The organism is Curtobacterium sp. 314Chir4.1 (assembly GCF_900215175.1).
Lineage (GTDB): Bacteria > Actinomycetota > Actinomycetes > Actinomycetales > Microbacteriaceae > Curtobacterium > Curtobacterium pusillum_A.
The window spans coordinates 432,097-456,937 of sequence record NZ_OCMI01000003.1 but is presented as its reverse complement, the minus strand read 5'-3'; the positions used below and the strand labels follow the sequence as shown (position 1 = coordinate 456,937).

The window sequence follows — 24,841 nt, the reverse complement described above, 5'->3', positions numbered from 1 at the left end:
TCGCCTACTTGTCGACCAGGGTGACCTCGAACGAGTAGCGGTCGGGGCGGTAGCAGTGCACGCCGTACTCGACCGCTCGCCCCGAGGCGTCGTACGCGGTGCGGCTCATCGTCAGCACCGGGTCGCCGTCCTCGATCTCGAGCAGTCCGGCCTCTTCGTCGGTCACCGCGCGGGCGCCGATCCGCTGCTTCGCGACCCGCATCGTCACGCCGCGGCCGCGGAGCAGCTGGTAGAGCCCGTGGTCCTGCAGGTCCTGGTCGGTGATCTCGAGGAACTCCGGCGGCAGGTAGTTCTCGAGGATCGCCATCGGGACGTCCTCCGCGAACCGCACGCGCCGGATGTGCGCCACCGTCGTGCCCGGGGTGATGCCGAGGGCCTCGGCCACGACGTCGGACGCGGGGACGTCGTTGCGCTCGAGCAGCTTCGTCGCCGGCGCCTGCGAGCCCTGCGCCAGGTCGTCGTACAGGCTCGTCAGCTCGACCTTGCGCGTCACCGGGCCGTGCACGACCTGCGTACCGATGCCACGGCGCCGGACGAGCAGGCCCTTGTCGACGAGGTCCTGGATCGCACGGCGGATCGTCGGGCGGGAGAGCCCGAGTCGTTCACCGAGCGCGATCTCGTTCTCGAGCCGTGCACCGGGCGGCATCGCGCCGGAGCGGATCGCCTCCTCGATGCGGGAGGCGACCTGGAAGTACAGGGGCATCGGACCCGACCGGTCCAGGTCCATGAACAGGTCGGACGGCAGCTGGCCTTCGTTGGTCATCGCGGTCCTTCGGAGTGCGGGGTTCGGCGTCGGTGCCGGGGGAATGTCGTGACAATACCACCGGGGGTGCTCGGCACCGGGGAGCCCACTCCCGTCAGTGGGCGTCCGCCTCGACCGTGCGCTTGAGGTTCGCGAGCCCGCGCTCGAAGTCGCCGCCGATGAGCTCGTCCATGTCCATGAACACGCCGACGACGCGGGACATCAGGGTCACCGGACTCGTCATGGTCCACACGAGGCGGGTGCCGCCGGTTGTCTCGTCGAGCCGGAACACACTTGCGCTCGTCGACTTGAACGGCGCCGTGAAGCGGAGTGCGATGTCGACCTCGTGCGGTGCGATCCGGTCGACGCGCATGTCGCCGGCGCCGGCCTTGCGGTTGCCCTTCCACGCGTAGGTCGACCCGACGGTGCCGGGCTCGCCGCCGTACGTGCGCTGCAGGTCGGGGTCCTGGCCCTCCCACGGCGACCAGTCGACCCAGCGGTGGAGGTCCGCGAGGTGGGGGAGGATCGCGGACGCGGGGGCCGCGATGACGGTCTCGCGCTCGATCGTGGTGGTGGCTGCCATGGGTCTGCTCAGTCGGCGAAGATCATCGGGCGGTTCGACAGTCGGGGCTGGCTCGCCTGCTTCGGCTTCTCCGCGCGGGGCCGGACCGGCGCGATGTGCACGCGTGTGGCCGCACCGAGCGCCTCGACCGTCCCGACCCCGTGGAACCCGGCGGCGTGCACGACGATGGCCGCGCAGGCCTCGGCGTCGGCGGCGGCGTCGTGGTGCTGGAAGCCCTCGTACCCCGCGGCGCGTGCGGCCATCGGCAGGCGGTACGAGTCGAGCGTGTAGGTCTTCCGCGCGACCTGCAGCGAGCACATCGAGTGGTGCTCGGCCAGGGCGATGCCCGTCGCCGAGCAGCCGCCCGCGATCACGCCCATGTCGAAGCGGGCGTTGTGCGCGACGAGGACGTCCCCCTCGGCGAACGCGACGATGTCCGGGTACTGCTGCTCCCAGGTCTTCGCGCCGACGACGTCACCCGCGACGATGCCGTGGATGCGGGTGTTCCACTCGAGGAAGTCGTCGTGGCCGAACGGCGGACGGATGAACCACGAGGCCCGTTCGACGACCTTCCCCGCACGGACCTTGACGAGTCCGACCGAGCAGGCGCTGGCGGGCGAGCTGTTCGCGGTCTCGAAGTCGATCGCGGTGAAGTTCAACGGCACGTTCCCGATGGTCGCACGCGGCGCCGACATCGCCGGAAGCCGCCTCGGCGTTGCGTCAGCGGCGGCGGAGACGGCGGGAGCCGCGCCGGCGTCGTGCCGTCAGTCGCCAGGTGGCACTCCGCCGGGCTCGTTCCTCCGCCAGGTGCGGTGCCAGGACCGTGCCGACCAACTCGAACGCGAGCGCCGAGGCGTCCAGTCGCCACCGGCGGTCGACGCTCTCGACGTGGGCCGTGAACGCCGCCGCGAAGTCGTCGGTCACCGCGGGGAACGCCAGGCTCGTCGGCGGCAGGACCATCCGGTACCGGTCCTCCTCGGTGTGGTCGATCGCCTCGTCCTCCGGGTCGTAGTCGACCAGGACGTCGGCCTCGAGCTCGGCCAGGACGTCGTGCAGCGCGTCGAGTTCGCTCGGCGGGAGCTCCTCCAACGCGGCGATCGTCTCCGCGGCGAAGTACCGCCGCTGCCCCCGGGCGTCGAGCCCCATCGAGTGCACACCGCGTCGGTCACGTTCGAACCACATCGACGTCCTCCATCCGTGTCGTCCGGACCACGCTGCCACCCGGGCGCTCCGCGTGTGCTGTTCTCCCGGCGGGAACACCTCTACGCTGCCCGCATGGGGGATCCTCGCGACATGGACGAGCTGCTGGACGGCGCTGACGTCGTCGACGCGCCGCCGCACACCGTGCGACGGCTGGTCGGCCTGGGGGTCGCCCTGGTGGGCATCGGGGTCGCCGTCGCCGTCGGGCTCACCTCCGGGGCGTTCGCGGTGCTCGGCGCGGTGCTCCGGGCGGCCTTCGGTCGCTGGGGCGAGCTGTTCTGAGCGCGGCCGGTACGACGGCCTGGAGGCGCGGCGCGGCTCCGGCGTGCGGCCGCCGGTAGGCTGTACTCCCGTGGCACTCACCATCGGAATCGTCGGTCTCCCGAACGTCGGCAAGTCGACCCTGTTCAACGCCCTGACCAAGAACCAGGTCCTCGCCGCGAACTACCCGTTCGCGACGATCGAGCCGAACGTCGGCGTGGTGAACCTGCCCGACCCGCGCCTCGACCAGCTCGCCGAGCTGTTCCACTCCGAGAAGACCGTCCCCGCCCCCGTGTCGTTCGTCGACATCGCCGGCATCGTCAAGGGTGCGAGCGAGGGTGAGGGGCTCGGCAACAAGTTCCTCGCGAACATCCGTGAGGCCGATGCCATCGCGCAGGTCGTCCGCGGCTTCACCGACGACGACGTCGTGCACGTGGCGAACAAGGTCTCCCCGAAGGACGACCTCGAGGTCATCAACACCGAGCTGATCCTCGCCGACCTCGAGACCATCGAGAAGGCCCTGCCCCGGTACGAGAAGACCGTGAAGCTCAAGCAGGCCGAGCCGATCGTGCTCGAAACCGCGCAGGAGGCCAAGGCCGCGCTCGAAGCAGGCACGCTCCTGTCCGCCACCTCGATCGACCTGACCCCGATCGCGGAGCTCGGACTCCTGTCGGCCAAGCCGTTCATCTTCGTCTTCAACGTCGACGAGGCGATCCTCACCGACGACGCCCGCAAGGCCGAGCTCGCGGCGCTCGTCGCCCCCGCCCAGGCGGTGTTCCTCGACGCGCAGGTCGAGTCCGAGCTGATCGAGCTCGACCCGGCCGACGCCGCCGAGCTCCTCGAGTCGACCGGTCAGACCGAGTCCGGCCTCGACCAGCTCGCCCGCATCGGCTTCGACACCCTCGGGCTGCAGACCTACCTGACGGCCGGGCCGAAGGAAGCGCGTGCGTGGACGATCGGCAAGGGGTGGAAGGCTCCCCAGGCGGCCGGCGTGATCCACACCGACTTCGAGAAGGGCTTCATCAAGGCCGAGGTCATCTCCTTCGAGGATCTGGTGGCGACCGGCTCCATCGCCGAGGCCCGTTCGGCGGGCAAGGCGCGGATCGAGGGCAAGGACTACGTCATGCAGGACGGCGACGTGGTGGAGTTCCGCTTCAACAACTGAGCGGAGCACCCGTCGTGCAGGACCACTTCGGCGTCTACGGCGCCTGGCTGCAGGACGGCCGACTGGTCACCGTCGAGAAGGCCCGCGGACCGTACACGGGGTGGTTCGACCTGCCCGGTGGCTCGCCCGAACCGGGGGAGTCCGCCGAGCAGACGCTCCGGCGCGAACTCGTCGAGGAGTGCGGCGTCGCGGTCGCTGCGATCGAGTCCTGGCACGGGTTCGACTTCCACGTCGATCGCGCGAGCGACGGTTCGGTGATCGACTTCCGGCATCGTGGACGGATCGCACTCGTCCGGGTCGTCGAGCCGGTGCGGCCGATCGAAGGCGTCGAGGACGTCGCTCGGGTGGTCCTCCTCGCCCTCGACTCGAGCGCATCGGTCACCCCGGCCGTCCGTTTCGCCCGCACGCTGCTCGATGTACGGCGGGTCTGACGGAGTCGACAACGTACGGCAATCTGCCGTACGATTGCGACATGGTTGCCCCGCGCAAGTCAGACCGGCTCGACCTCCGGCTCACCCCGGAGCAGAAGCACGAGATCGAAGCGGCCGCGGCGATCTCGGGCCGATCGATCACCGACTTCTCCGTCAGCGTCCTCGTGGAACACGCGGAGGACACGATCCGCCGCGAGCGCGAGATCGCGATGTCCGACAAGAGCTTCGCCGCGTTCTCCGCAGTTCTCGACCGCCCGGCGAGGTCCGTCGCCGGGTTGGCCGACCTCCTGGCTCGCCCCAGCGTCTTCGTCGACTGAAGCGATGGCGGTCCTCCGGCGCCCTCGGCCGATCACGCAGCACGACGACACCAGCCAATTCGAATGTGGCAAGCCCACCCTGACGAGCTGGCTGCAGATCCGAGCGATCCGCAACGAGGCAGGCGGAGCATCCCGCACGTTCATCTCGATCGACGACGAGACGGATCGGATCGCCGGCTACTACTGCCTCGCGGCCAGCTCGCTCCAGTCGGCGGGCGTTCCGGGTTCGTTGCGGCGGAACATGCCCGATCCGATCCCCGTCGTCCTCATCGGTCGGCTTGCGGTGGATCTGGCCTTCCAGGGTCTAGGGCTCGGCGCAAGTCTGCTGCAGGACGCGCTCGTCAAGAGCATCGAGGCCTCGAGGCTCGTCGGCGCGCGCGCTGTGATCGTGAACGCGATCGACGACGAGGCTGCTGCGTTCTACGAGCGATTCGGGTTCGCCGTGATCCCGGAGACATCGCGTTGCATGTACCTGCTGGTCGCGGACGCTGAAGCGACCATCGTCGCCGCGAATGCCACGGCGCGGTAGGTTCACGACGAGCGGAGCACCAGGAGGCCCCATGTCGTACGTCGTCGACTTCGTGAACGTGTCCACCACCGGGTTGGAGTCCTCGCCGGTCGCCGACGCCCTCGCGGGGCTCCGTGCCAACGAGGCCCGGTACTTCAAAAACAAGTACGACCACGTGTTCACGACCCATCCGGCCGCCGACGTCCCCGACCTGGTCGACTACGTCGGACGGGTGCTCCAGGAGGAGCGCGGTCTCGTGATCGCATCGCCGCCGCTCGAGGCGACCGAGGCCCTGGTGGACGGCGTCCGCTGGACGTACGTGTTCTACGAATCCGGGCTCGCGGTCAACGTGCTCTACACACTGGAGCCCGGCGGGAAGCGGGCGGTCGGCTTCAAGCTGTCCGACGGCATGGAGGTGCCGGACGAGCTCGCGGACAAGTTCAAGTTCGCGCGACAGAAGTCGAAGCTCGCCGGCACGATCCGGGGGTCGTTCTTCGTCGTCAAGGGCGAACACCCCTGAGTTGATGCGGATCGGGTCCTAGTTGGCCCGGTCAGTCCGCGAGGAGTCCGCAGAACGGAGAGACGAGCGCATGAGGTTGGCCGCGGCCGCGCGCGTGCGGTCCTCAGCGTCCGCCCACAGGTGGCTGTAGGTGCTCAGCGTCGTCGCGGCGTTCGCGTGTCCCAGGGCTCGCTGGACCGTCACGACGTCCGCTCCATTCGCAATGAGGCCCGATGCGTAGTAGTGCCTGAGGTCGTGCGGCGTGTGGCCTGCCGGGAAGGGTGAGGTCATCGTCCAGGTGACAGCACCGTCGGGATCCCGTGCGAACCCGGCCAACCTGTGGATCGACATCACGCCCGATGCGAACGGAAACCCGAAGAACACGCCGAACCGGTACAACCCGGACACGGCGAAGTGGGAGCCGATCACTGAGCAGAAGGTCCTGGACGCGGCCGCCATCGCTGCGCAGGCTGCAGCCGACGGGAAGCCCCTGATCCTGTTCTCGACCTCGGCACCCTCGGGTACCGCGCCGACGGGGTCGATCTGGTTTCTGTGGGACTCGGCGAAGAACGTCGCCGGGCAGTGGCTGCAGAAGGGCACGCTAGCCGCTCCGGTGTGGACGCCGCAGCAGATCCGGTCCGAGGTCATCGCGAACCTCGGCGTCGCGAAGCTCACCGCCGGGTCCGCGGCGATCGCGGACCCGGTGGCGCAGAAGATCGCCGCGTCGACGGCGAACTTCCAGACCGCGAACGTGTCGAACCTGTTCGTCACATCCGGCGCGACCATGTCGCAGGCAGTCATCGACTTCCTCTTCGCCAACGTCGTGCAGGCGAAGAAGATCACCGCAGGCATGATCGACGCGACCACTTTCACCGGCATCACTTTCACCGGCGCGATCGTGCAGACAGCGGCCACCGGAAAGCGAGTCGTGCTCTCCAACAACCGGATGAACTTCTACGGCGTGGACGGCTCGACAGCCGTCACCGCCGGCATCATCGAGGGCGTCCCGAACGGCGCGGGAGGCGGACTCGTCAGCATCGGTTCCGGCACCGGAGGTGACGTGTTCGCGCAATTCGGCAACCAGGCGTTGCCGACCGCGGGGAGCTGTACGTTCCGCGCGTATGGAGTCGCGTGGTTCGACGACGTCTACGCAGGCGCAGGGACGATGACCGCCCGCCTGTTCCGTGCACCCGCCACGAGCGATGCGAGCATGACCAGCACGTTCCACGCGTTCCAGATTGGGGACGACGCCGGGGCGAACCTGATCATGGACGACAACGAGCTCATGGTCCGGAACAACGGCGCGCCCACCTCGCTATACATCAACGGCGACGGTGGGAACGTCGGCCTCGGCGATTCGAGCAGCACGGTGTCCATCCCCGGGACGATCAACAACCCGTCCATTGCCGCGCACATGGCGGCCGGTACGACGAGCTCGAGTGCGACCGTCGCCGCCGGTGGCAACACGTCAGTCACGGTGACGCTGCCCTCCCGGGCGCTTCTCATCGGCCCCGGTGATCGTCTGCTCGGCCAGCAACGGCCGCTTCAACGCCACGCCGCAAGGAGGCAGCAGGACCGGTTTCACGATCTCGCTGACCAACCTCAGCTCAGGGTCCCGGAAGCCCGGACCGATCTTCTGGCAAGCGATGGATGCGGGGTGATCAACACATGGACGAAACACTGACCTTCACCACCGCCGACGTGACCTGTCGGACGGCAGGCTGCGAGAACGAGACCGTCACCATCCGACTGCAGGTCGTCGCGGACGCCGCGACCCGCTACGTCGTCTGCGGGCCCTGCGGAGACCGCATCGATGACGTTGAGTAGTGCTCAGGGCCCCTTCCAGCGAGGATCGACGCATGAGTGACTACGACAAGTACATGCGCGGCGAGGACGCCCCCGACCGCTTCCGGCTCATCATCGAGATGGACGTGGAGGTCACCGACTGGGAGAAGCTCCGGGACCGCGAGCTCGCTATGCAGACGGACGAGACCGGCGTCGAGACGGTCTCAGTACCGCCGACCCGGTTCTGGTCCAACGCTGCCTCGCTCATCAGCGGACGGCTCTGGGCCGGAGACAACTCGGGCGCGGAAGGGCTACGTATCCTCAGCAGCAGCACCATCCCCCGATTCCCCGACGAGAACGGCACAGTGCCCGAGTTCACACTCCCCGAGATGTGACCCGACAACAGCAGACCCCCTCGGGCTCCTTCCGGAGCACGAGGGGGTCTCGACGTTGCGACTTACTCCGGGCTGTTCCCGAAGACCTCGGCTAGCTGCTCGGGGGTCAGCACCTCCTGAGGAGGGAACTCGGCGTAGACCGCTTCCAACACAGCCTCCCCAGTCATCTTTCCCGCGTGCCAGAGCGGGATGACCTCCGCGACGACCGTCGCCATACGAGCGATTCGAGCAGGGTCCATCCTGACGATGGTGAGGCCGTACATCAGCGCATTGCTGACGTCCCGACTTCCCTTGCGCTCGAGTAGACGAATCTCCATCAGCAGCGCCGCTTCTCGCATCGTTGCGTCCCGGATTTGTTCGACGTTCTGAGTGGAGGCCGTCGCTGCGGTCAGCATTATCGCCAGGGCGTCGCGCGCAAGGAGCGCTTGAGTCCGCTTTCGGGCGTAGCGCCGGTCGGAGAGGTCGCGGAGCCAGGGGGCCACCGCGGAGCCAAGCAGCGACGCGGCCCCGCCGATTGCAGCGCCGAGCAATCCGGCCGTCGCGCTATCCATCAGGTCACGGTATCGCGATTGGTCACCGCATCCCGCCACACCCACGCGCAGTCCACAGCTTGACCGAACCCCCACTCGACGAGCACGGCCCGCTCGTATGGGCAATGACACGTGCCTCGACCTCGAGAGAGCGGCCGGGGAACGTGACCCCGGCGAGTACTGGGTCCGGCTCTGCAAGGTCGTAGACGGGGCCACCTTAGGCCACCTCGGGCAGGCTAAGCGGCTGCCCCAGCGACCAACGGTCTCGACGTCGCTTTGGCACAGTGAGAGCGTCGCGATGACCCTCCGACAGTTAGGAGGACCGCGGCGGCAGAAGCACCCGGAAGCTGTGCCTTCGCCGGAATGAGAACAGGCGTGTTTCCCAGGTCACGACTACGGCGTTCGCGGCGATCGTGACGGGGACGGTCATGAGCAGGATCCGGAAGTCCCCAGCCGCAACCGGCTCGTCGGGCCGATCCGTCACTGCGACCCGGAAGCGGCCCTCGGGTGCGAATCGTACGTTGTAGGCCGTGCGCGGCAGGTTCGAGCGAACCTCCCATGCAGCCTCCTCATGGTGCTTCGCTATCCACAGCAGCTGCAGGGCTTTTGTACGGCGGTCGACGGCAACCGCCCGCCAAGTGCCGACGACCCCGCCCACCGCGCCAATCCCACCTGTGACGTACCCCCACCAGTCCACAGTGACACCGTAGCCAAACTCACGTCGATAGTGCCGCTCGCTGCCGTTGTCAGCCGGACGAGCTCTCGGGGCGGTCGGCAGCAAGCCACTCGGCATACCTGAGCGCTTCGCGACTGTCGATCACGAACTTCTTCCCATGGAGACGACCGGCGTCGAGCTTCTCGTCGCGGATGTCGTTTCGGATGTACTGCCTGGAGAGGCCGGTGAGTTCGGCGACACCAGCAACGTCCCACAACATCCGTGCCGTGTCGCCGGATGCCGGCTCTGGGGCCGATTCTGTCTCCGCACCATCCGGGTGCCGATCGAAGAACCGCCCGAGCTCTTCGCGGACGATGCGACGAATGATGGTTTCGATGTCGTCGACCATCACTGCACGATAGGCGCAGTCCGCAGCGAGTCCGCAAAAGCCCCACAACAGGCCTCATCCCGACAACGCTGGACCGAGCCCACTTCCGCATGAAACCGGGCCTGCCACGCTGGACTCGAATCCACACGAAGCGCCGACCTCTTCGTCGTCAGGGGCGAGCATTGACTTGTCCCTGTTCTCGCTGCGCAAGCGCTTCGATCGACGCCATCGATCACCCCGAGTTGGCCTCGACGGAGGCCGGTAGTTTTGTCGCCCATGCATTCCGACTGTTTGCGGTAATCCCGTCGTCTGCACGATCGTCGTGCTTCCACGACGGACATCGTGGATGCGTCAGGAGTCGCAAGTCCCGGAGCGACGGTGCGCGCGGTCAGACAACCTTCCTCGTGAGCGCTAGCTGCTGAGGCAGGTATCTCGCCGGTGCCGAGTACTTCACCGGTTGCGACGGCGTCCGAACGGATCGTGCGCCGTGAGACGTTTGCGTTAGATTGACGCCAACCCGGCTGCTGAGGGAGCCGCCATACGGCGCGGGGGCGATCGAGGAGCGTGCGCGAATGACGGGAGATAACCCTCTTAACCTAGATGAGACGGCTGAGTGGGCAGGACTGTGGTGGCTGTCCGATAGGCCCCACGAACGGCTCCCTGGCGTGCTGCGCTACGACGGTAGTGGCGGGCTCTCACTCTCGCTCATCGGCGCATTCGAAGACAGGATTATGTCGCACCCCCGACCTGGAGTGACAGCCGTCCACGAAGGCCGTCAGACGTGGGATGTCATCCACGGTGTGGCTGAGCAGCGGGAAATCACGCTCCTCCAGTGCGTCCCCACGGGCGGGAAGCGGACAATGTTCGCTCGAGTCGAAAGTCCGGACAAGCAGATCGTAACTGCAACGTTCGCGGTGATCGGTGTGCACGCGAACGGAGAAGTCGACCCTGTCTTCTCCGCGATGGAAATCTCGATTGAGGACCTCGGGGTCTGGGCGTCGTCGTCCGTGTTCGAAGGCCACATGGGTACCAGTGACGGCAAGTTCGACGGCACCGGGACGATCTCCGCGAAGCCGGTCGAAAACGTCTCGGTCACCGTGGATGGCACCGAGTATCACCTTTCCCACACGCACACTTTGCCGTTCTTCGACCATCGAAAGGGATCGACGATCGGTCGTATGCGGGACACTGTCGCTATTCGAGTAATCCCTAGTGCACCTTCTTCCTTGGCTGGCGCGATGGAAGCCGCTCGCCAGCTGCAGGACCTGATCGCCGTCGCGATGCACCGCGCAGCCGGCTTGATCTGGCTCCGGCTGGCTGTTGCTGGCACCGCTTCCGTCCTGCCAGACGGCAGTCCCGCTCCGCGGCGGTACGCCCATGTGCTGTACTCGCCAGCGGCGTTAGGCAGGCACGACGCGAAGGCGGTCAATGAGCACCAAGCGTTCTTCACATGCGGCGTACTTCCGTTCGAGGAGGTCGTGCCTCGATGGTGCGAAGTACACGAACGCCTCCAGGCGTCCATCAACATGATCCTTGGACTCCGCTATGCACCGGCGCGTTTCGTCGAGAACAACCTTCTGACAGCAGTCGGCGCTGCCGAGGTACTGCATCGCGGCCTCCGCATAGACGAGAAGCCCTTCCCACAGGCTCAGTTCAGGACGATGCGAGAAGCGATGCTCTCACAGGTGCCCGCGGAACATCGCGACCGCTTCCGCAGGGCAGTCCGAAACGACCCCACACTACGTGATCGGCTCCTCGCACTCGCGGCGCGTCCCGATTCGCAGGCTATGGCTGTCCTCGTCCCGAATGCAGAGCTTTGGGCGAAGAGGACGACACAGGCTCGGAACGACCTTGCTCATGAGGGCACTACGCGGTCCCACTCGTCACTCGAGCTGGTCGCGGTCGTGAACGTGACCACCGCGGTCGTGATCCTCAACGTGCTGCATGAGATCGGACTCTCATCGGAACAACAACGCGAGATCGTGCGGAACCACCCACAACTGAGAGCGACCTCGCAAGCAGGCCGCCAGTGGTTCGGGCGCGGGAAAGCAGACTGACAGGCGACTCCTTCTGCGTGGCGCTGCTCGGGCCGTGCAACTCTGTGTCGTCCAAGACGAGTGTCGAACCCGCCCCGTCCGGTCAGCCGACGATCGCGATGATGACCGCCGGGATCCGGTGCTCGATGACGTCCCAGACGATCTCCTTCCGGGCCTTGCGGTAGTCGTGCGACAGGATGTTCCGTGTCCGGCGGACGGCGGTGAGCGACAGGCCTCGGGGGAGCATTGCTGCCCGTGCGTCAGGAAGCCGCCCGAGAAGGTCATCGAAATGGATGACGACGGCTTCCGCTGCTCGGTAAGTGAGGCTCCGGGGTGCGTCGAACGCCTCCCGACCGTGTTCGACGATCATCGAGCACTCGCCGAGCAGATCGAGGAACGCCGTTTCGAGCGCAGGCCACCGCTCGTCTTGGGCGACGTCGTCCGCGTCGACTCGGGGTCGAGGCGTGAACTGTGGTTTGGAGGTCACAGCGGGACCGCCTCGTCCAGCACGTGTCGGAAGTGCTCGTCGTCTTCGAGGTCGTCAGTGAGCAGGTCGACATCGAACCCGGTGATCGCTTCGACTTCGTGCGCGAACCCACCCAGATCGAACAGTGAAGCGCCAGGGGTCAGGGAGACGAGCAGGTCGATGTCGCTGTTCTCGTTGTCCTGACCTCGGATCGCGGACCCGAACACGCGAACGTTCGAGAGATGGAATCGTCTCGCTTCGTCACGGATGTCGTCGGCGTAGACCGCCAGCGGGATGCTCGGACGGGTGCGCGCCGCTGTCATGATGCGATCGAGCGACTCGGGACGCGGCTGCTTCCGCCCGCTCTCGTAGGCGGAGATCGTCGGCTGCTGCATGCCGGCGGCGGCGGCGAGGCTGCTCTGTGACATGCCGACGTCCTCGCGAGCAGCTCGGATGAGCTCGGCTGCGCGTTCGATCCGCATCGTCTACCTCCTATAGCTCCTGACTATAGTGCCGGATTGGCCACCGAACGCGCTTCTTGTGCCCACGTGCATCGCCGGTACCTACCGTCGGTTGCTAGGAGGAAACGTGAAGTACATCCACTACGACGGCACCCTGATCCTGACAGGGGACTTGATCGCCGACGCTGTCGCGGACTACGCAGCGGTCCTCGGAGCGAACGGCCGGACGGACACGGTCTCGATCCCGTCCGTCGGGGACGACGGATCGGTGACACGGACGACGGTGCTCGTCGGGCCGGCGAGCGAACTGACCGTGAGCACGGCGCCGGACGACGAACTCGAACCCGAGGACCACGGGTTCATCCGCAACCTGCGTGACGCCGCGGTCCGAGCCGGCGCGGAGCGACCACTCGACGTCGACGGCGGGCAGCGGTTCGTGGGGGCGGACGATCCGGACCTCCCCGACGATCCCGACGTGAGCGGGACGGCCCGACCCTGAGACGACGAATGCCGCCGAGCACTGCTCGGCGGCATTCGTGTGTGGAGCGTGGGGCTCAGGCAGCGAGTGCGAGGTCGCCTGTCCGGACGGACTGCGCCTGCACGAGCGTGCGGCTCGCTTCGCCGCGCCACGAGCGGCCGGGCACGGTCCAGCCGGCCTCGCCGTCGATGTCCACGCGGGACCCACGGGTGATGAAGCGACCGAGGTCGTCGGCCGGGATGCGGACGAGGTACTCGCGCTGCGAGCGCTCATCGCGCACACCGAACTCGGCGATGCGGTCGGGTGTGATGGTCGGCGCCGCGAGTGCGGTGCCGATGATGGTGATTCGTTCGTTGCTGGTCATGGTGTTGCGGTACTTCCTGGTCGTTCGGCGCCCAGGGCCTCGGTGTCGGCGGACGGCTGAGTCCGGCGCGACGCGTCGAGTGCGGGGCGCGCACGTCGAGCTTCGACGTGCAGCTCGTCCGTTCGGATCGAGCGGTGGTCTCGTGGGAATGCGATTCGGGTGAATCGGCTTCGAGACGGTTCGGTGTGCGCGAGTCAGATGGGTTCGCTGCAGTGCACCAAATAGGTACTTTAGCCGACGGTGGCCGGATTGTCCAGGAACGATGTCCAACGGGTCCCGCCGGCGGCGACGTTCCCCGAAGCGTCGAGTCGGGCAGCGGACGAGGACGGCTTGCGAGAGGCCTGCTCGTGGATCGACCCGTCGAAGGCCCGGGAGAAGTCGAGTCGGGGGACCGCATCGGTGACGGCACGCAGGTCGGACGCGTTCCACCGAGCGAACCCGACCCCGGAGACGTCGAGCGACGTCGCGACCTCGAGCAGGTGCCCCTCGGCGTCGAAAGCGGGGTCGACGGACGTCCACATGTGCCGTTCGATCACCTCGCCGACCCGGCGGGCCCGAGCGGCGCCCCAGCCCGCGCCGAGCGCGAACACGGAGCCGACGGCCCCTCCGGCGTCCTCGAACGGCACCGCGTGCGCGTCGAAGGTCGGGGTCACACCGAGGTCGTGCAGCATCGTCGCGACGAACAGCAGCTCACGATCGGGTTCGAGGTCGATCGTCGGTGCGAGCAGGGACGCCCACGCCCACGAGCGCAGGCAGTGGTTCACCAGCGCCGGCGAGGACCACGCCCGCACGACGTCGAGCGCTCGCGCGGCCACGGGCGAGGGCGGTGCGAGCAGTGCGTCCACGTCGAGGGCCATGGCACGACCGTAGCGGTCGAGGACACGGCCTGCGGCTGCCCCCTTCTGGGGGAGGGCGAACGTCCGGTGCCCCCGCTATCGTCGTCACGCGCATCGGGTCGAGGGAACGGCCGCCCGTCGTCGCAGGACCACGGCCTCCCGACAGGACGGTCATGCTCGTTCATCGCCGCGGCAGCACAGTCGCTCTCGTTCCCGTTCCCGGGCGCTCGCGCGCGGCAGCCCTCGTCCTCGCAGCAGGAGCCATCGTCGCGGTGATCGCCTCCGGGGTGTTCGGGACGACCTCGCCGGCCGCGGCGACCGGCAGCGGCACGGTCTCCGGCCGGATCACCGCGGACACCCTGCCGGTGGCGCACTCCATCGTGGAGCTCACCGCTGTCGGACGGGAGGCGCACGCCTGCTACCAGTGGTGCAGCGGGAGCCAGTTGTTCGCCACCACCGACGCGAACGGCCGCTACACGATCAAGAACGTGCCTCGGAAGACGTACACGGTCCTCGCTTCGGCTCCCACCGAGGACGTGACGAGCACCTACCTGGGCGGTGCTTCCACGATCGAGGCCGGCAAGCGGATCAGTGCCGGCGGGACCCTGACGGGCGTCGACATCAGCCTGGTCGCCTCCGCCACCCTCAGCGGCAGGGTGACCGCCGGGGACGCCGGCGCACAGCGGGGCACCGTCGACGTCCAGCTCTGGTCGCAGTACCAGGGGCACTGGCACCGGGTGACCGAGAGCGGGGGCTACGGCGGGTACGCGACCCCCGGGCCAGCGTCCGATCCCGGCCGGTGGACCGTCGGCGGCGTCATGCCCGGCGCCTACAAGCTCCGGTTCGCGAAGGACGACGGCGACAGGTCCGGAGTCGGGTCGACGTGGTGGGGCGGACGGAACATCACCGAGGCCACGACGTTCACCGTGCGGGCCGGCGACGACCTGAACGGGTTCGACGCCACCGTCCGCACGGCCACCCTCGGGAATGTCGACGCGTCGACGCTCCTCTCCGGTCCCGACCGCTGGGCCGTGAGCGCCGCCGTCACCGAGCGTGGCATCCGTGACGGTGTCTACAAGTCCGGCGGGACGGTCTTCGTCACGTCGGGGCAGAACTACCCCGACGCGCTCTCGGCCGCGCCCGCCGCCGCGCAGCAGCACGCCCCGCTGATGCTCACGGCGACCGGGTCACTGCCGTCGGCGACCCGTGCCGAGGTGATCAAGCTGCGGCCCACACGCATCGTCGTCGTCGGCGGAACCCCCTCGGTCTCGAACGCCGTCTGGAACCAGCTCCACTCCGCCGTGCCTGCCGCACGGTTGTCCCGCATCGACGGGCGAGACCGGTACGAGGTCTCGCGCAACCTCGACAACGCCTACTTCCCCGGTGTGCAGGCGGTCATGACGATGGCGGGCGGCCGGAACTTCCCCGACGCGCTCTCGGCCGCCACCGCTGACGGGATCGACCAGCAGCCCCTGCTGCTCGTCGACGGACGCGGGACGCCCGACGCGGCGACCGAACGGTTCCTCGACCAGAAGCAGGTCTCCTACGCCACGGTCGTCGGCGGACAGAACATGATCACCGACGACTACGCGACCGAGCTCTCCGGGCACAGCGGCGACGGCGGAACGGTGACACCCCTGCGTGGGACCACGCGGTACGACACCTCGCGGCTGATCGCCGAGCGGTCGGTCGGCAGCGCTTCGACGGCGTTCCTGGTGGACGGCCAGGACTTCCCGGATGCCCTCGCCGCGTCGGCGCTCGCCGCGAGTGAGGGTGCGCCGCTCATCACGACCCTGCCGACGTGCCTGCAGCACCCGAGCGCCGATGCGCTCGAACAGCTCGGCGTGACCCGGGTCGTCCGGGTGGGCGGACGGCTCAGCCCGTCGATGGCGCACCTCCCGATCTGCCGCTGACGCGCCACGGACGGACTGGAGGCGCGGTGCCAGCTGGCACCGCGCCTCCAGTCCGTCCGGTGGTTCAGTTCAGGGTCGGGGTGTCCTCCGGCACGACGCCACCGCCGTACAGGTCGGTCGCGAGGTCGCGGAGCGCGCGCAGCGCGACGCGCTGCGTCAGCGGGCCGTAGGAGATGCGGGCGACCCCGAGTGCCTCGTACTCGGCCGCGGGGAGGGCCCCCGGCAGGCCGATGACGGAGAGCTTCCCGCGGCCGAGTCCCTCGACGAGTCGCTCGACCACGTCACGCTGGATGGCTCCTGGCACGAAGACCAGCGCCGCGCCGTTGTCCAGGAAGGCCTTCCCGCGGGCGATCGCGTCGGCGATGCTCTCGTCGATCGGCCGGTCACCGCCGCGGGCGATGGCGTCGGTGCGGGCGTTCAGCTGGAAGTCGATGCCCTCGGCCCGCGCGGCGGCGGTGATGGCGGCCACGCGGGCGACGGCCTCGTCGAACGGGCGGAGGCGGTCCTCCACGTTCGCGCCCACGATCCCGGACCCGATCGCGCGGCGGATCGTCTCGGCTGGGTCCTCGTAGCCGTCGTCCAGGTCCGCGGTGACGGGCAGGTCGGTGGCGGCGGCGACGGTGGCTGCTCCGGCGAGTGCCAGGTCCAGCGGCATGCCGCCGTCGTCGTACCCGTGGCTCGCCGCGATCGAGTGCCCCGCGGTGGCGATGGCCTTCGTCTCGGGCAGGTCGCTGACGACCTTGGCGCTGATCGCGTCCCAGACGTTGACGACCCGGAGGATCTCGGGTGCTTCGTGCAGCTGCTTGAGTGTGGTCGCCTTGTCGGCGGTGCTCGTGCTCATGACGCCGACAGTAGGCCGACGGGGCGGCCCCCGGCCGTCACCCGCCCCGCAGACGACGCGAGATGACGTCCGGACTCGCGCCGCGCCTCCAGTCCGATGCATGCTGGGACGCATGGCGCACGACGAGGAGGACCCGGTCGGCACGCTCCGCGGGGTCCGCACGAGCATCAAGTGGACGCGCTACGCGCCCGACGTGCTGCCCCTGTTCGTCGCCGAGATGGACCACGAGGTCGCGCCGGCGATCCGGCAGGCGCTCATCGAGCGGGTGCAGCAGTCCGACCTCGGGTACCTCGACGGCCCCGGGCCGCTCGCGCCGGCGTTCGCCGCGTTCGCGAAGGAGCGCTGGGACTGGGACGTCGACCCGGCGCGCGTCTACCTGGCGACGGACGTCAGCGTCGGCATCGTCGAGTCGTTGCGGCTCGCGCTGCCGGACGGTGGCCGGGTCGCGATCACGCCGCCCGTGTACCCGCCGTTCTTCGAGCTCGTCGAGGAGGCCCGATGTCAGGTCGAGGAGGTCCCGCTGCTCGAGCAGTGGGGCGTCTACCGGCTCGACCTCGAGGGCCTCGAGCGCGCCTTCGCGAGCGGTGTCGGCGTGTTCCTGCTCTGCAACCCGCACAACCCCGTCGGTCTCGTGCACGACCGCGCCGACCTCCTGGCGCTCGCCGAGCTCGCCGCGCGCTACGACGTGCTCGTCATCAGCGACGAGATCCACGCGCCCCTGACCCACCCCGGCGTGCAGTTCACGCCGTTCGCCGCGATCGCCGAGCCCGTCGGGGCGCGCAGCGTGTGCGTGACGAGTGCGAGCAAGGGGTGGAACCTCGCGGGCGTGAAGTGCTCGATCATCGTCGCCGGGGACGCCCGCACCGCCACGCTGCTCGACACCCTGTGGGAGGAAGTCGCGTGTCGCACGAGCATCCTCGGACTGCACGCGAACCTCGCGGCGTTCACGCTGGCGACCGACTGGCTGGACGACGTGGTTGCCCGGATCGTCGCGAACGAACGGCTGCTCGGCTCCCTGCTCGCGGAACACCTGCCGGGCGTGGTGTACACCCGTCCCCGCGCCGGGTACCTCGCCTGGCTCGACTTCCGCGGCATCGGGCTCGGTGACGACCCGGCGGTGCCGCTCCGGGAGCACGCGTACGTCGCCCTCAACTCCGGCCTGGGGTTCGGGTCGCAGGGGCGCGGGTTCGCGCGCCTCAACCTGGCCTGCTCGCCGGACACGCTGCGCGAGGCGGTGCTGCGGATCGCGGCGGCCTACCCGTCGAGTGCGCAGGAGGGGCTGGTCTGGCACGTCGCGTGAGCAGCGGGTCGGTCCTGCGCCGTGGTGTCGCGGGGGCGCGGGGTCGTGGCGTCGCGGGGTCGCGGCGTCTGCGAGGCGCCGGAGTCTCGCCCACACGCCGCGGCGACGTCGAGACACCGCGTGATCCGGCGGTGTCTCGTGCGGGACGCGGTGTCTCGTGCGGGAGGCGGTGTCTCGCTCCGGCGCGACTCGGTGTCAGTCGTCGACGTACTGGTTGCGACCCACGACGCGGATGCGCAGGTCGTCGGTGCGGTCCATCGCGAGGAACTCCCGGGAGACGAACCCGACGGACGGCCACCGCGTGACCTCGGTCACCAGGATCCCGTCGATGAACACCTGCCACGCGCCGCGCTCTCGGACGGCCTGGACCTCGTACGTCGCCATGCCGCGAGCGTACCGGCTCAGCCGACCCGCTTCGCGTAGTAGCGCACCGTCGGGACCTCGCCCGAGGGCTTGCTCCAGTCCGCGGGACCACGACCGGTCATGCACCAGCCGCGGCGTTCGTAGAGGCGCCACGCCTCAGGTGTCTCCTCGGTGACGTCGAGTCGCATGTGCGTGCCGGGTGCTGCGGCCTCGGCGGCGGCGAGCAGCGCGTCGGCGATGCCCTTGCCGCGGTGCGCGGGATCGACGAACAGCCGGGTGACCTCGGCCATCCGACCGGGTGCCGGGACGGCGACGCCGACGTGGCCCACGACCTGCTCGTCGTGGATCGCGACCCAGGCGCCCAGGAGGCCGTCGGGGGAGATCCAGTCGCGCGGAGCGTCCGGCCAGGTGCTGGGGTAGCCGGTGCCGTGGACGCGCCAGAGCACCTCGACCAGGGGGTCGAGGTCGGTCTCGGCGCGCTCGTGGATCCGCATCTCGTCGGACGCTATCGGACGCCGGGGTCGGTCCGTCACGTTTCCGCGCGAACTGGTGCGTGCGCTGGCGCGTGTGGGCGCGGGTGAGCGCGGGTGGGCGCCGCTCAGCCGAGGTCGAGCGCCATGTGCACGTCGGCACGGGCGTACGGGCTCGGGGCGACCTCGTCGTGCCCGAGGTGCCGGAAGCCGAACGCCTCGTACAGGTGCACGGCGCTGGCGAGCTGGGCGTTGCTCTCGAGGACGACCCGGTGCGCGCCGAGAGCCCGGGCCCGGTCGAGTGCGACGGCGATGAGCTTCCGGCCGGTGCCGTGGCCCTGGTGTTCGGGGGAGACCGCCATCTTGACGAGTTCGAACACCCCGGGTGCGACCGGGGCGATGCCGACGCAGCCGATGACCGGACCGTCCTGGCCGAGTCGTGCGACGAACGCGGCGCCGCCGGGCTCGACGATCTGGCCGAGCGGGTCACCGAGGAGCTTGCGGTCCTCGTCCTCCAGCGTGAAGAACCGGCTGATCCAGGCTTCGTTGAGGACCCGGAAGGCCTCGGCATCGGCGGTCGAGGCGATGTCGGTGATGGTGAGGGCGTCGGCGGTGGTCGCATCGGGCATGGGTCCATCCTCGACGGCCCGTCGAGCGGCGTCCAATACTCGTTCGCGTCGATCGATACGCTGTGTGCATGGATCGCGCACCAGACGTCGACCTCCGCCAGCTGCGGGCGTTCCTCGCCGTGGCCGACGAACTGCACTTCGGGCGGGCCGCCGCGCGCCTCCGGATCGCCCAGCCCGCACTGTCGCAGCAGATCCGCCGGACGGAGCGCGAACTCGGCGTCGACCTGTTCGCGCGGACGAGTCGCAGCGTCGCGCTCACCCCGGCCGGACGCGTGCTGCAGGGTCGGGCGAGGTCGCTCCTGGACCAGGCCAGCCGGGACCTCGACGAGACGGTGCGCGTGGGTCGGGGCGAGGCCGGTCGGCTCGACGTCGGGTTCGTCGTCTCGGCGCTGCCGCTCGGCCCGATCGAACGGGTGCAGGTGTTCCGGGAGCGCTACCCGCTCGTACGCGTCGAACTCACCGAGGGGTACTCGTCCACGCTGCTCGCGCGGATCGTCCGCGGCGAGCTCGACCTGGCGATCGTGCGGGACCCCGATCCCGACCCGGCCGTGCGCTTCCTGCCGTTCCGCAGCGAGCGGTTCGTCGCCGCCGTCCCGCGCGGGCACCGGCTCGCCGATCGGACGTCGATCCGTGGACCCGAGCTGCTCGACGACCCGTTCGTGTTCTTCCCGGCAGCGGCCGGTTCGGTCGCGACGGAGCGCAACCTGGCGCCGGTCGTCTCCGGGGCGCGCCGACCCACCGTCGTGCAGGAGGCCACGACCTGGGCCACCGTGCTGCACCTCGTCGGTGCGGGCCTCGGGGTGACGGTCGCCCCGGAGAGCGCCACGCTGGCAGCGCCGGACTCGGTCGTCCTGCTGCCGCTCGAGGCCGACGGCCACCGGAGCGAGCTCGTCTGGGCGGCCCGTGCCGACGACGACCGCGAGATCCTGCGGAACTTCGTCGCCGCCACCGAGTGAGGGCCTCGTGACAACTCGGCGCCGTCGCGCTAGATTGCTAGCATGGTAGCCAAGGCGAACAACCCGAAGGTGCAGTTCAACGTGTACCTCCCCGCCGATCTGGTGCGTGACCTCAAGCACCGTGCGATCGACGAAGGGGTCTCGCTCTCCGCGCTCGTCGAGCGCATCGCTGCCGCGTACGTGTCCGAATCCGAAGGGGGAACCCGATGACGATCACCGTGCAGCAGATCCAGTACACGACCGACCCGCCCGCGTGGCACGCACTCGCCCGTGGCCTCGGTCTCCAGCCGTTGCCGGGCGGTGACGACGTGTGGTCCGAGTTCGCCGGGGACGGGGTCCTCGCGGTCCACCGGGTCGACACCGTCGCCGAGGAACGGACCGAGATCGTCCTGCTCACCGACTCCGCGGTCGCGCTCGACGACCTCGAGCGCACCCTGGTCGACACCGGTTCGACGGTCCGCCGGACCGTCCTCGACGACATCGGTCCGCTGCTCGTGGTCGACGACCCGCTCCCGATGTCCGCGACGACGTCGACGTCCGCGACCGGGAGCACCTCGTCGCCGCTGACGGTGATGCCGATCTGGTACGGCGCCGACCTCGCGACCCAGGCAGGGGTCGCCGAGGCGGTGGGACTCCGTCGCCGGCTCACGTCGGACAGCGGCGTGTGGATCGACTTCACCGCGGCAGGCGGCGGCGCGCTGGCGTTGCACCGGGCAGACCAGCACGGCGTCGAGCTGTCGTTCGAGTACTCCGGGGACCTCGACGCCCCCGCGACGCGCCTCACCGAGGCCGGGTTCGAGCCGAGGATCATCGACGAGGCCTACAACCGGACCCTGCGCGTCGCTCGGCCCGACGGGTCCGACCTCTGGGTCAACGGTGTCCAGCAGGACCTCTACGGGTACACGCGGTCGAGCTGACCCGGATCAGCCGAGGGGCAGCACCGGGGCGCGCTGGTCGCCCAGCTCGTCGGTGCGCCACGGCCGGGCGCCGCGGAGGGTCAACCCGAGCTGCACGAGCACGAAGCCGACGTGCGGTTCGACGTCCGGGTCCCACGGTCCTTCGACGCCGAGTCCGAAGGCGCCGAGTTCGTCGTCGGCCTCGTCGCGCAGCGTGAGCCGCCACCGGCCGTCCCCGAGTTCCTCGACGACGGCCCACCGCGCGGTGCTGAACCGGCTCATGCGGTCCTGGCGATGTCCTCGGTGAAGTTCCGGACCCGCTGCAGCAGCGCCTCGCCCCGCATCGCGATCGTCGCCGGCGGGTTGAGGTGCGGCGGCGCCGTGCGGATCAGCATCGAGCAGCCGAGGTCCTCGCAGATGTAGGAGCCGATCGTGTTGCCGTTCCGCCCGGACTCGCCGCCGCGTGCGGCCGAGAACAGGCGCACCTGCGTCGCGGGCTGCGGGGAGTGACAGAAGGAGCACATCGCGGCGATGCCGGGACGCAGGGAACCCCCGGCGGAGCGCACGACGATGCCCACGGGGCGCTCGTCGATCCAGGAGACGATGTAGCCACGGCGGGCGGCCTGGGGGTCGCGCCAGCCGAGGAACTCGCGCTCGTCCCAGAGCATCTCGTGCAGGCCCGGGATGGGCAGCTGGGCGAGTTCGTCCGGGGTGGCGTTGACGAACGACGAACGGATGTCTGCTTCGGTCAGTGGCTTCACGGTGCAATCACCATATGCCTCACCCCCGACGTCGGGTGGTCAGGACAGCCTGGAGGCACGGATCGCCCCGAGCGCGCTCGTCCCGTCCGCCACCAGGACAGCCCGGCGCAGCGCGTCCCGCCCGACGCGGCGGGCCGCCGCGTCGTCGGCCGCGAACTCGACGAGGACGCGCGTCGACCGCGCCATGGCGCGTGCTCCCGGGATCCACGGGACCGCACGCTCGATCGATTCGGCGATCCCGACCGCGACCGCGTGGCGCTGGGTCAGGTGCGCTCGCTCGTGGGCGACCACTGCCTCCAGTTCGTCCGTCCGCAGTCGGTCCGCGAGCCCGGTGCTCACCAGCACCCCGCCTTCCCTGCCGGGGACGGCGCACGCCAGTGCGTGCTCGGCCTCGACGACCGCGACCGGTGTGCCGTCGATCTCGCGGTGGGGTGCCGCGCCGGAGCGCATGGCCTCGCGGACGGCGTCGTGCTCCGGGCCGGGGCGGACGCGCACCGCGATGACGAAGGCGAGCACCGCGAGCAGCGCGACGCCGATGTTGAGGCCGTGGGTGGGGGAGTCGCCGAGCCGGAAGGGGTCGGTGATCGGCCGGTTCGCGAGGACCACGAGGGCGATGCCGGCGACGAAGCCGACCACGCCGAGGAGCACGGCGACCGACCACGCCACGAGGGCGGTGCGGGGGCGGTCGATCGTCCACGCCGAGCGGGTCAGGAACCGGGGCGCGAGGACCACGACCGCGAGGGCGAGCGCGATGAGGACGACTCCGGTGACGACCACGGCTGGGGGTCCGTCAGGAGCGGGCTCGGGCGTCGAGGGCGCGGCGGAGGACGTCGAGGTCGTCGGAGGCGAGCGACCCCGTGAACTGCAGGAGGGCGGCTTCGCGGTCGGTCGCCGCTGCGAGGGCGTTCGACATGAGGGAAGCGGTCTGCTCCTCCCTGCTGTTCGTCGCGCGGAAGGTCAGCGGGGCGTCGTCGTGGTGCTGCCGCTCCACCTGGCCCTTGCGCCCGAGCCGGTCGAGCACGGTGAGCACGGTCGTCAGCGCCGGGCGGGGTTCCGGGAAGGCGTCGAGCACCTGCCGAGCACTCAACCCGGTCTCGGCGGACCAGAGCGCGTCGAGCACCGCCTGCTCGAGCTGCCCACGGGGGCGCGATCGCTGTCCTGCCACCCGGGCATTCTACGAGATGTCGAAGCACGGCACGCGACACATGCCCGTAACGCGGGCTGGGTATGCTCGTGCGCGGACAACTGAACACCGGCCGCTCATCCGTCGCGGGAGACGTCGTGCGGTGCCCCTGGCACCGGATCGACACCGAAGGAGCAATCGCCCCGCCAATCTCTCAGGTCCAACACCGCAGCGGACAGGCCACTCTGAAAAGCAGACGCTCGGTCGTCTCGCCCACGGTGAAAGCCGCCGGACCTCACGGGCCGCGGTGAAACTCTCAGGCACATGACAGAGGGGGAGTTCCACCCGACGACGGTCGTCGGGCCCTGCCGATGCCAGGAGAACTCCGCCATGAGTCCGTCCCCACTGCGCTCCTCCCCGCTGGAACCCGCGCACGAAGCCGCCGGTGCGGCCTTCACCGACTTCGCCGGCTACCGCATGCCGGTGCGCTACTCGTCCGACCTCGCGGAGCACCACGCGGTGCGTGACGCAGCGGGGGTGTTCGACCTCTCGCACATGGCGGAGATCGGCGTCACCGGCGCCGGGGCCGTCCCGTTCCTCGACCACGCGCTCGCGGGGTCGTTCGGTGCGATGACCGTCGGACGGGCGAAGTACTCGCTGCTCCTGGCGGAGGACGGCGGGATCCTCGACGACCTCGTGGTCTACCGCACCGACGAGGACGTCTTCCTCGTCGTCGCGAACGCGTCCAACCGCCAGGTGGCGGTCGACGCCCTGACGGCCCGTGCCGACGGCTTCGACGTCGTGGTCTCCGACGACTCGGACAGCACCGCGCTCGTCGCGATCCAGGGACCCGCGGCCGCGGGGACGCTCGACGCCCTCGTCGTCGCCGACCGCCTGCAGCCGGAGTCCCCGCTCGACGAGCTCCGGTACTACCGGGCCCTGCACGCCGTGTTCGACGGGTCCGACGTCCTCGTCGCCCGCACCGGCTACACCGGCGAGGACGGCTTCGAGGTCTACTGCGACCCGTCGGTGGCGACCGCGCTCTGGGACGCCATGCTCGAGGCCGGAGCCGACCGTGGCGTCGTCCCCGCCGGACTCGCCGCCCGCGACACCCTGCGGCTCGAGGCGGGCATGCCGCTCTACGGACACGAGCTCGGCACCGACGTGCGCCCGGCACAGGCGGGGCTCGGGCGGGTCGTCGCCCAGGACGGTGACTTCGTCGGGGCCGACGGCGTGGCGCCCGCCACCGACGCGCGGGTGCTCGTGGGTCTCGTGACCGAGGGGCGTCGTGCGCCGCGGGCCGGGTACGACGTGGTGCACGAGGGCGTCGTCGTCGGCACCGTCACCTCCGGAGCGCTCTCGCCGACGCTCGGCCACCCGGTCGCGATGGCGTTCGTCGACCCGGCGCTCGCCACCGAGGGACAACTCCTCCACATCGACGTCCGCGGCACGGCCATCCCCAGCACCGTCACCGCGTTCCCCTTCTACCGCCGCCCTCAGAAAGGCTGAT

At 69.6% G+C, this 24,841-nt stretch carries 35 protein-coding genes and 1 riboswitch; of the genes, 16 read left to right on the top strand and 19 right to left on the bottom strand.

Translation table 11 applies throughout. From position 1 onward, the window contains the following. Positions 1 to 4: 4 nt before the first annotated feature. The 4 genes from CRP27_RS11140 to CRP27_RS11125 all read right to left on the bottom strand — a co-directional run bounded on the left by CRP27_RS11140 (position 5) and on the right by CRP27_RS11125 (position 2,486). Positions 5 to 763, bottom strand: a complete 759-nt coding sequence (locus CRP27_RS11140) for a GntR family transcriptional regulator (RefSeq protein ID WP_097180722.1) — start codon at positions 761 to 763, stop codon at positions 5 to 7. A 94-nt stretch (positions 764 to 857) separates the two neighbouring features. Further along, a complete protein-coding gene (locus tag CRP27_RS11135; RefSeq protein WP_097180721.1) occupies positions 858 to 1,325 on the bottom strand; it encodes an SRPBCC family protein in 468 nt (155 codons plus the stop codon). An 8-nt stretch (positions 1,326 to 1,333) separates the two neighbouring features. Next, the gene (locus tag CRP27_RS11130) at positions 1,334 to 1,969 is read right to left on the bottom strand and encodes an exonuclease domain-containing protein (RefSeq protein ID WP_097181035.1); all 636 of its coding nucleotides are present in this window, start codon (positions 1,967 to 1,969) and stop codon (positions 1,334 to 1,336) included. A gap of 55 nt (positions 1,970 to 2,024) precedes the next feature. Then, positions 2,025 to 2,486, bottom strand: a complete 462-nt coding sequence (locus tag CRP27_RS11125) for a hypothetical protein (protein WP_097180720.1) — start codon at positions 2,484 to 2,486, stop codon at positions 2,025 to 2,027. Between the two features lie 93 nt (positions 2,487 to 2,579). On the opposite strand from CRP27_RS11125, the gene CRP27_RS11120 reads away from it, so the two are divergent. The 6 genes from CRP27_RS11120 to CRP27_RS11095 all read left to right on the top strand — a co-directional run bounded on the left by CRP27_RS11120 (position 2,580) and on the right by CRP27_RS11095 (position 5,706). Continuing rightward, positions 2,580 to 2,786, top strand: coding sequence for a hypothetical protein (locus CRP27_RS11120; RefSeq protein ID WP_141399744.1), 207 nt, complete (start codon positions 2,580 to 2,582; stop codon positions 2,784 to 2,786). A gap of 70 nt (positions 2,787 to 2,856) precedes the next feature. Continuing rightward, entirely contained in the window at positions 2,857 to 3,930 is a 1,074-nt protein-coding gene (gene ychF / locus CRP27_RS11115) for a redox-regulated ATPase YchF (RefSeq protein WP_079238397.1), read from the top strand. Between the two features lie 14 nt (positions 3,931 to 3,944). Next, positions 3,945 to 4,361 carry an NUDIX domain-containing protein gene (locus CRP27_RS11110; protein ID WP_176505561.1) on the top strand — a complete coding sequence of 139 codons (417 nt, stop codon included), beginning with the start codon at positions 3,945 to 3,947 and terminating at the stop codon, positions 4,359 to 4,361. 41 nt (positions 4,362 to 4,402) lie between these two features. Next, positions 4,403 to 4,678 carry a DUF1778 domain-containing protein gene (locus CRP27_RS11105; RefSeq protein WP_097180717.1) on the top strand — a complete coding sequence of 92 codons (276 nt, stop codon included), beginning with the start codon at positions 4,403 to 4,405 and terminating at the stop codon, positions 4,676 to 4,678. 4 nt (positions 4,679 to 4,682) lie between these two features. Beyond that, positions 4,683 to 5,207 (top strand): GNAT family N-acetyltransferase, encoded by a 525-nt coding sequence (locus CRP27_RS11100; RefSeq protein WP_097180716.1) that lies wholly within the window; start codon positions 4,683 to 4,685, stop codon positions 5,205 to 5,207. A 31-nt stretch (positions 5,208 to 5,238) separates the two neighbouring features. Further along, positions 5,239 to 5,706, top strand: a complete 468-nt coding sequence (locus CRP27_RS11095; RefSeq protein WP_097180715.1) for a phage tail protein — start codon at positions 5,239 to 5,241, stop codon at positions 5,704 to 5,706. Between the two features lie 18 nt (positions 5,707 to 5,724). On the opposite strand, the gene CRP27_RS18380 is transcribed toward CRP27_RS11095, so the two are convergent. Continuing rightward, positions 5,725 to 6,456 carry a tyrosine-type recombinase/integrase gene (locus tag CRP27_RS18380; protein ID WP_255257547.1) on the bottom strand — a complete coding sequence of 244 codons (732 nt, stop codon included), beginning with the start codon at positions 6,454 to 6,456 and terminating at the stop codon, positions 5,725 to 5,727. Here CRP27_RS18380 and CRP27_RS11085 point away from each other — a divergent pair. Together CRP27_RS11085 and CRP27_RS11080 are read left to right on the top strand one after the other, a co-directional pair. Continuing rightward, positions 6,437 to 7,369: a hypothetical protein gene (locus CRP27_RS11085; RefSeq protein ID WP_141399743.1), complete on the top strand. Its 933-nt coding sequence runs from the start codon at positions 6,437 to 6,439 to the stop codon at positions 7,367 to 7,369. The two genes, CRP27_RS18380 and CRP27_RS11085, sit on opposite strands and share 20 nt — an antisense overlap. A 175-nt stretch (positions 7,370 to 7,544) precedes the next feature. Beyond that, the gene (locus tag CRP27_RS11080) at positions 7,545 to 7,865 is read left to right on the top strand and encodes a hypothetical protein (protein WP_097180713.1); all 321 of its coding nucleotides are present in this window, start codon (positions 7,545 to 7,547) and stop codon (positions 7,863 to 7,865) included. 62 nt (positions 7,866 to 7,927) lie between these two features. On the opposite strand, the gene CRP27_RS11075 is transcribed toward CRP27_RS11080, so the two are convergent. After that, positions 7,928 to 8,416 (bottom strand): hypothetical protein, encoded by a 489-nt coding sequence (locus CRP27_RS11075; protein ID WP_097180712.1) that lies wholly within the window; start codon positions 8,414 to 8,416, stop codon positions 7,928 to 7,930. 725 nt (positions 8,417 to 9,141) lie between these two features. Next, on the bottom strand, positions 9,142 to 9,459 hold the full coding sequence (locus CRP27_RS11065) for a hypothetical protein (RefSeq protein ID WP_097180710.1): 318 nt from the start codon (positions 9,457 to 9,459) through the stop codon (positions 9,142 to 9,144). Positions 9,460 to 10,010: 551 nt separating this feature from the next. Between CRP27_RS11065 and CRP27_RS11060 the strand changes: the two genes are divergently transcribed. Beyond that, positions 10,011 to 11,495, top strand: a complete 1,485-nt coding sequence (locus CRP27_RS11060) for a HEPN domain-containing protein (protein ID WP_097180709.1) — start codon at positions 10,011 to 10,013, stop codon at positions 11,493 to 11,495. Between the two features lie 82 nt (positions 11,496 to 11,577). Here CRP27_RS11060 and CRP27_RS18250 read toward each other — a convergent pair whose 3' ends face one another. Together CRP27_RS18250 and CRP27_RS11055 are read right to left on the bottom strand one after the other, a co-directional pair. Next, entirely contained in the window at positions 11,578 to 11,721 is a 144-nt protein-coding gene (locus tag CRP27_RS18250; protein ID WP_176505560.1) for a HepT-like ribonuclease domain-containing protein, read from the bottom strand. A 236-nt stretch (positions 11,722 to 11,957) separates the two neighbouring features. Continuing rightward, positions 11,958 to 12,422 carry an XRE family transcriptional regulator gene (locus tag CRP27_RS11055; protein ID WP_097180708.1) on the bottom strand — a complete coding sequence of 155 codons (465 nt, stop codon included), beginning with the start codon at positions 12,420 to 12,422 and terminating at the stop codon, positions 11,958 to 11,960. Between the two features lie 106 nt (positions 12,423 to 12,528). On the opposite strand from CRP27_RS11055, the gene CRP27_RS11050 reads away from it, so the two are divergent. Beyond that, on the top strand, positions 12,529 to 12,900 hold the full coding sequence (locus CRP27_RS11050; RefSeq protein WP_097180707.1) for a hypothetical protein: 372 nt from the start codon (positions 12,529 to 12,531) through the stop codon (positions 12,898 to 12,900). Between the two features lie 55 nt (positions 12,901 to 12,955). On the opposite strand, the gene CRP27_RS11045 is transcribed toward CRP27_RS11050, so the two are convergent. Beyond that, complete coding sequence (locus CRP27_RS11045) at positions 12,956 to 13,243, bottom strand: hypothetical protein (protein ID WP_097180706.1); 288 nt, start codon at positions 13,241 to 13,243, stop codon at positions 12,956 to 12,958. Between the two features lie 230 nt (positions 13,244 to 13,473). After that, the gene (locus CRP27_RS11040; protein ID WP_097180705.1) at positions 13,474 to 14,100 is read right to left on the bottom strand and encodes an HD domain-containing protein; all 627 of its coding nucleotides are present in this window, start codon (positions 14,098 to 14,100) and stop codon (positions 13,474 to 13,476) included. A gap of 251 nt (positions 14,101 to 14,351) precedes the next feature. Here CRP27_RS11040 and CRP27_RS11035 point away from each other — a divergent pair, with 251 nt between their 5' ends. After that, positions 14,352 to 15,992, top strand: coding sequence for a cell wall-binding repeat-containing protein (locus CRP27_RS11035; protein WP_176505559.1), 1,641 nt, complete (start codon positions 14,352 to 14,354; stop codon positions 15,990 to 15,992). A 64-nt stretch (positions 15,993 to 16,056) separates the two neighbouring features. Here the strand turns inward: CRP27_RS11035 and CRP27_RS11030 are convergent, their stop codons facing one another. Beyond that, entirely contained in the window at positions 16,057 to 16,833 is a 777-nt protein-coding gene (locus CRP27_RS11030) for an isocitrate lyase/phosphoenolpyruvate mutase family protein (RefSeq protein WP_097180703.1), read from the bottom strand. A 112-nt stretch (positions 16,834 to 16,945) separates the two neighbouring features. Here CRP27_RS11030 and CRP27_RS11025 point away from each other — a divergent pair, with 112 nt between their 5' ends. Beyond that, on the top strand, positions 16,946 to 18,133 hold the full coding sequence (locus CRP27_RS11025) for a MalY/PatB family protein (protein ID WP_255257546.1): 1,188 nt from the start codon (positions 16,946 to 16,948) through the stop codon (positions 18,131 to 18,133). A 195-nt stretch (positions 18,134 to 18,328) separates the two neighbouring features. Here the strand turns inward: CRP27_RS11025 and CRP27_RS11020 are convergent, their stop codons facing one another. The 3 genes from CRP27_RS11020 to CRP27_RS11010 form a co-directional block, all read right to left on the bottom strand. After that, entirely contained in the window at positions 18,329 to 18,517 is a 189-nt protein-coding gene (locus tag CRP27_RS11020; protein WP_079238408.1) for a hypothetical protein, read from the bottom strand. Positions 18,518 to 18,534: 17 nt separating this feature from the next. Then, entirely contained in the window at positions 18,535 to 18,990 is a 456-nt protein-coding gene (locus tag CRP27_RS11015) for a GNAT family N-acetyltransferase (protein WP_097180701.1), read from the bottom strand. Positions 18,991 to 19,094: 104 nt separating this feature from the next. After that, positions 19,095 to 19,595, bottom strand: coding sequence for a GNAT family N-acetyltransferase (locus CRP27_RS11010; protein WP_097180700.1), 501 nt, complete (start codon positions 19,593 to 19,595; stop codon positions 19,095 to 19,097). A 68-nt stretch (positions 19,596 to 19,663) separates the two neighbouring features. On the opposite strand from CRP27_RS11010, the gene CRP27_RS11005 reads away from it, so the two are divergent. From CRP27_RS11005 to CRP27_RS10995, 3 genes are read left to right on the top strand one after another with little or no spacing between them, the layout of a single operon-like run. Next, positions 19,664 to 20,551, top strand: a complete 888-nt coding sequence (locus CRP27_RS11005; protein WP_097180699.1) for a LysR substrate-binding domain-containing protein — start codon at positions 19,664 to 19,666, stop codon at positions 20,549 to 20,551. Between the two features lie 42 nt (positions 20,552 to 20,593). Further along, entirely contained in the window at positions 20,594 to 20,761 is a 168-nt protein-coding gene (locus tag CRP27_RS11000; protein WP_097180698.1) for a CopG family transcriptional regulator, read from the top strand. Further along, on the top strand, positions 20,758 to 21,468 hold the full coding sequence (locus CRP27_RS10995; protein ID WP_097180697.1) for a hypothetical protein: 711 nt from the start codon (positions 20,758 to 20,760) through the stop codon (positions 21,466 to 21,468). The genes CRP27_RS11000 and CRP27_RS10995 overlap by 4 nt, the downstream gene beginning before the upstream one ends. Positions 21,469 to 21,474: 6 nt before the next feature. Here CRP27_RS10995 and CRP27_RS10990 read toward each other — a convergent pair whose 3' ends face one another. From CRP27_RS10990 to CRP27_RS10975, 4 genes are read right to left on the bottom strand one after another with little or no spacing between them, the layout of a single operon-like run. Further along, on the bottom strand, positions 21,475 to 21,729 hold the full coding sequence (locus tag CRP27_RS10990; RefSeq protein ID WP_079238412.1) for a hypothetical protein: 255 nt from the start codon (positions 21,727 to 21,729) through the stop codon (positions 21,475 to 21,477). Next, on the bottom strand, positions 21,726 to 22,208 hold the full coding sequence (locus CRP27_RS10985) for an FBP domain-containing protein (RefSeq protein WP_079238413.1): 483 nt from the start codon (positions 22,206 to 22,208) through the stop codon (positions 21,726 to 21,728). Before CRP27_RS10985 ends, CRP27_RS10990 begins: the two co-directional genes overlap by 4 nt. A 39-nt stretch (positions 22,209 to 22,247) precedes the next feature. Then, positions 22,248 to 22,985 (bottom strand): M56 family metallopeptidase, encoded by a 738-nt coding sequence (locus CRP27_RS18375; RefSeq protein WP_097180696.1) that lies wholly within the window; start codon positions 22,983 to 22,985, stop codon positions 22,248 to 22,250. A 13-nt stretch (positions 22,986 to 22,998) separates the two neighbouring features. Beyond that, a complete protein-coding gene (locus CRP27_RS10975) occupies positions 22,999 to 23,373 on the bottom strand; it encodes a BlaI/MecI/CopY family transcriptional regulator (RefSeq protein ID WP_097180695.1) in 375 nt (124 codons plus the stop codon). A gap of 193 nt (positions 23,374 to 23,566) precedes the next feature. Continuing rightward, positions 23,567 to 23,672: riboswitch (glycine riboswitch) on the top strand. A 49-nt stretch (positions 23,673 to 23,721) separates the two neighbouring features. Here CRP27_RS10975 and gcvT point away from each other — a divergent pair. Next, entirely contained in the window at positions 23,722 to 24,840 is a 1,119-nt protein-coding gene (gene gcvT / locus CRP27_RS10970) for a glycine cleavage system aminomethyltransferase GcvT (RefSeq protein ID WP_097180694.1), read from the top strand. The last annotated feature ends 1 nt before the right edge of the window (position 24,841 follow it).

What these genes read in the sequence shown, in the direction of transcription:
- CRP27_RS11055 (WP_097180708.1), bottom strand. Translation starts at nt 12,422, where the DNA reads ATGCGGATCGAACGCGCAGCCGAGCTCATCCGAGCTGCTCGCGAGGAC.
- CRP27_RS11000 (WP_097180698.1), top strand. Translation starts at nt 20,594, where the DNA reads ATGGTAGCCAAGGCGAACAACCCGAAGGTGCAGTTCAACGTGTACCTC.
- CRP27_RS11060 (WP_097180709.1), top strand. Translation starts at nt 10,011, where the DNA reads ATGACGGGAGATAACCCTCTTAACCTAGATGAGACGGCTGAGTGGGCA.
- CRP27_RS11120 (WP_141399744.1), top strand. Translation starts at nt 2,580, where the DNA reads ATGGGGGATCCTCGCGACATGGACGAGCTGCTGGACGGCGCTGACGTC.
- CRP27_RS11015 (WP_097180701.1), bottom strand. Translation starts at nt 18,990, where the DNA reads ATGCGGATCCACGAGCGCGCCGAGACCGACCTCGACCCCCTGGTCGAG.
- CRP27_RS11125 (WP_097180720.1), bottom strand. Translation starts at nt 2,486, where the DNA reads ATGTGGTTCGAACGTGACCGACGCGGTGTGCACTCGATGGGGCTCGAC.
- CRP27_RS11010 (WP_097180700.1), bottom strand. Translation starts at nt 19,595, where the DNA reads ATGCCCGATGCGACCACCGCCGACGCCCTCACCATCACCGACATCGCC.
- CRP27_RS11095 (WP_097180715.1), top strand. Translation starts at nt 5,239, where the DNA reads ATGTCGTACGTCGTCGACTTCGTGAACGTGTCCACCACCGGGTTGGAG.
- CRP27_RS18250 (WP_176505560.1), bottom strand. Translation starts at nt 11,721, where the DNA reads ATGCTCCCCCGAGGCCTGTCGCTCACCGCCGTCCGCCGGACACGGAAC.
- CRP27_RS11100 (WP_097180716.1), top strand. Translation starts at nt 4,683, where the DNA reads ATGGCGGTCCTCCGGCGCCCTCGGCCGATCACGCAGCACGACGACACC.
- CRP27_RS10995 (WP_097180697.1), top strand. Translation starts at nt 20,758, where the DNA reads ATGACGATCACCGTGCAGCAGATCCAGTACACGACCGACCCGCCCGCG.
- CRP27_RS11135 (WP_097180721.1), bottom strand. Translation starts at nt 1,325, where the DNA reads ATGGCAGCCACCACCACGATCGAGCGCGAGACCGTCATCGCGGCCCCC.
- CRP27_RS11140 (WP_097180722.1), bottom strand. Translation starts at nt 763, where the DNA reads ATGACCAACGAAGGCCAGCTGCCGTCCGACCTGTTCATGGACCTGGAC.
- CRP27_RS11005 (WP_097180699.1), top strand. Translation starts at nt 19,664, where the DNA reads ATGGATCGCGCACCAGACGTCGACCTCCGCCAGCTGCGGGCGTTCCTC.
- CRP27_RS11105 (WP_097180717.1), top strand. Translation starts at nt 4,403, where the DNA reads ATGGTTGCCCCGCGCAAGTCAGACCGGCTCGACCTCCGGCTCACCCCG.
- CRP27_RS11020 (WP_079238408.1), bottom strand. Translation starts at nt 18,517, where the DNA reads ATGGCGACGTACGAGGTCCAGGCCGTCCGAGAGCGCGGCGCGTGGCAG.
- CRP27_RS11075 (WP_097180712.1), bottom strand. Translation starts at nt 8,416, where the DNA reads ATGGATAGCGCGACGGCCGGATTGCTCGGCGCTGCAATCGGCGGGGCC.
- CRP27_RS10990 (WP_079238412.1), bottom strand. Translation starts at nt 21,729, where the DNA reads ATGAGCCGGTTCAGCACCGCGCGGTGGGCCGTCGTCGAGGAACTCGGG.
- CRP27_RS11080 (WP_097180713.1), top strand. Translation starts at nt 7,545, where the DNA reads ATGAGTGACTACGACAAGTACATGCGCGGCGAGGACGCCCCCGACCGC.
- CRP27_RS11030 (WP_097180703.1), bottom strand. Translation starts at nt 16,833, where the DNA reads ATGAGCACGAGCACCGCCGACAAGGCGACCACACTCAAGCAGCTGCAC.
- CRP27_RS11040 (WP_097180705.1), bottom strand. Translation starts at nt 14,100, where the DNA reads ATGGCCCTCGACGTGGACGCACTGCTCGCACCGCCCTCGCCCGTGGCC.
- CRP27_RS11065 (WP_097180710.1), bottom strand. Translation starts at nt 9,459, where the DNA reads ATGGTCGACGACATCGAAACCATCATTCGTCGCATCGTCCGCGAAGAG.
- CRP27_RS11045 (WP_097180706.1), bottom strand. Translation starts at nt 13,243, where the DNA reads ATGACCAGCAACGAACGAATCACCATCATCGGCACCGCACTCGCGGCG.
- gcvT (WP_097180694.1), top strand. Translation starts at nt 23,722, where the DNA reads ATGAGTCCGTCCCCACTGCGCTCCTCCCCGCTGGAACCCGCGCACGAA.
- CRP27_RS11025 (WP_255257546.1), top strand. Translation starts at nt 16,946, where the DNA reads ATGGCGCACGACGAGGAGGACCCGGTCGGCACGCTCCGCGGGGTCCGC.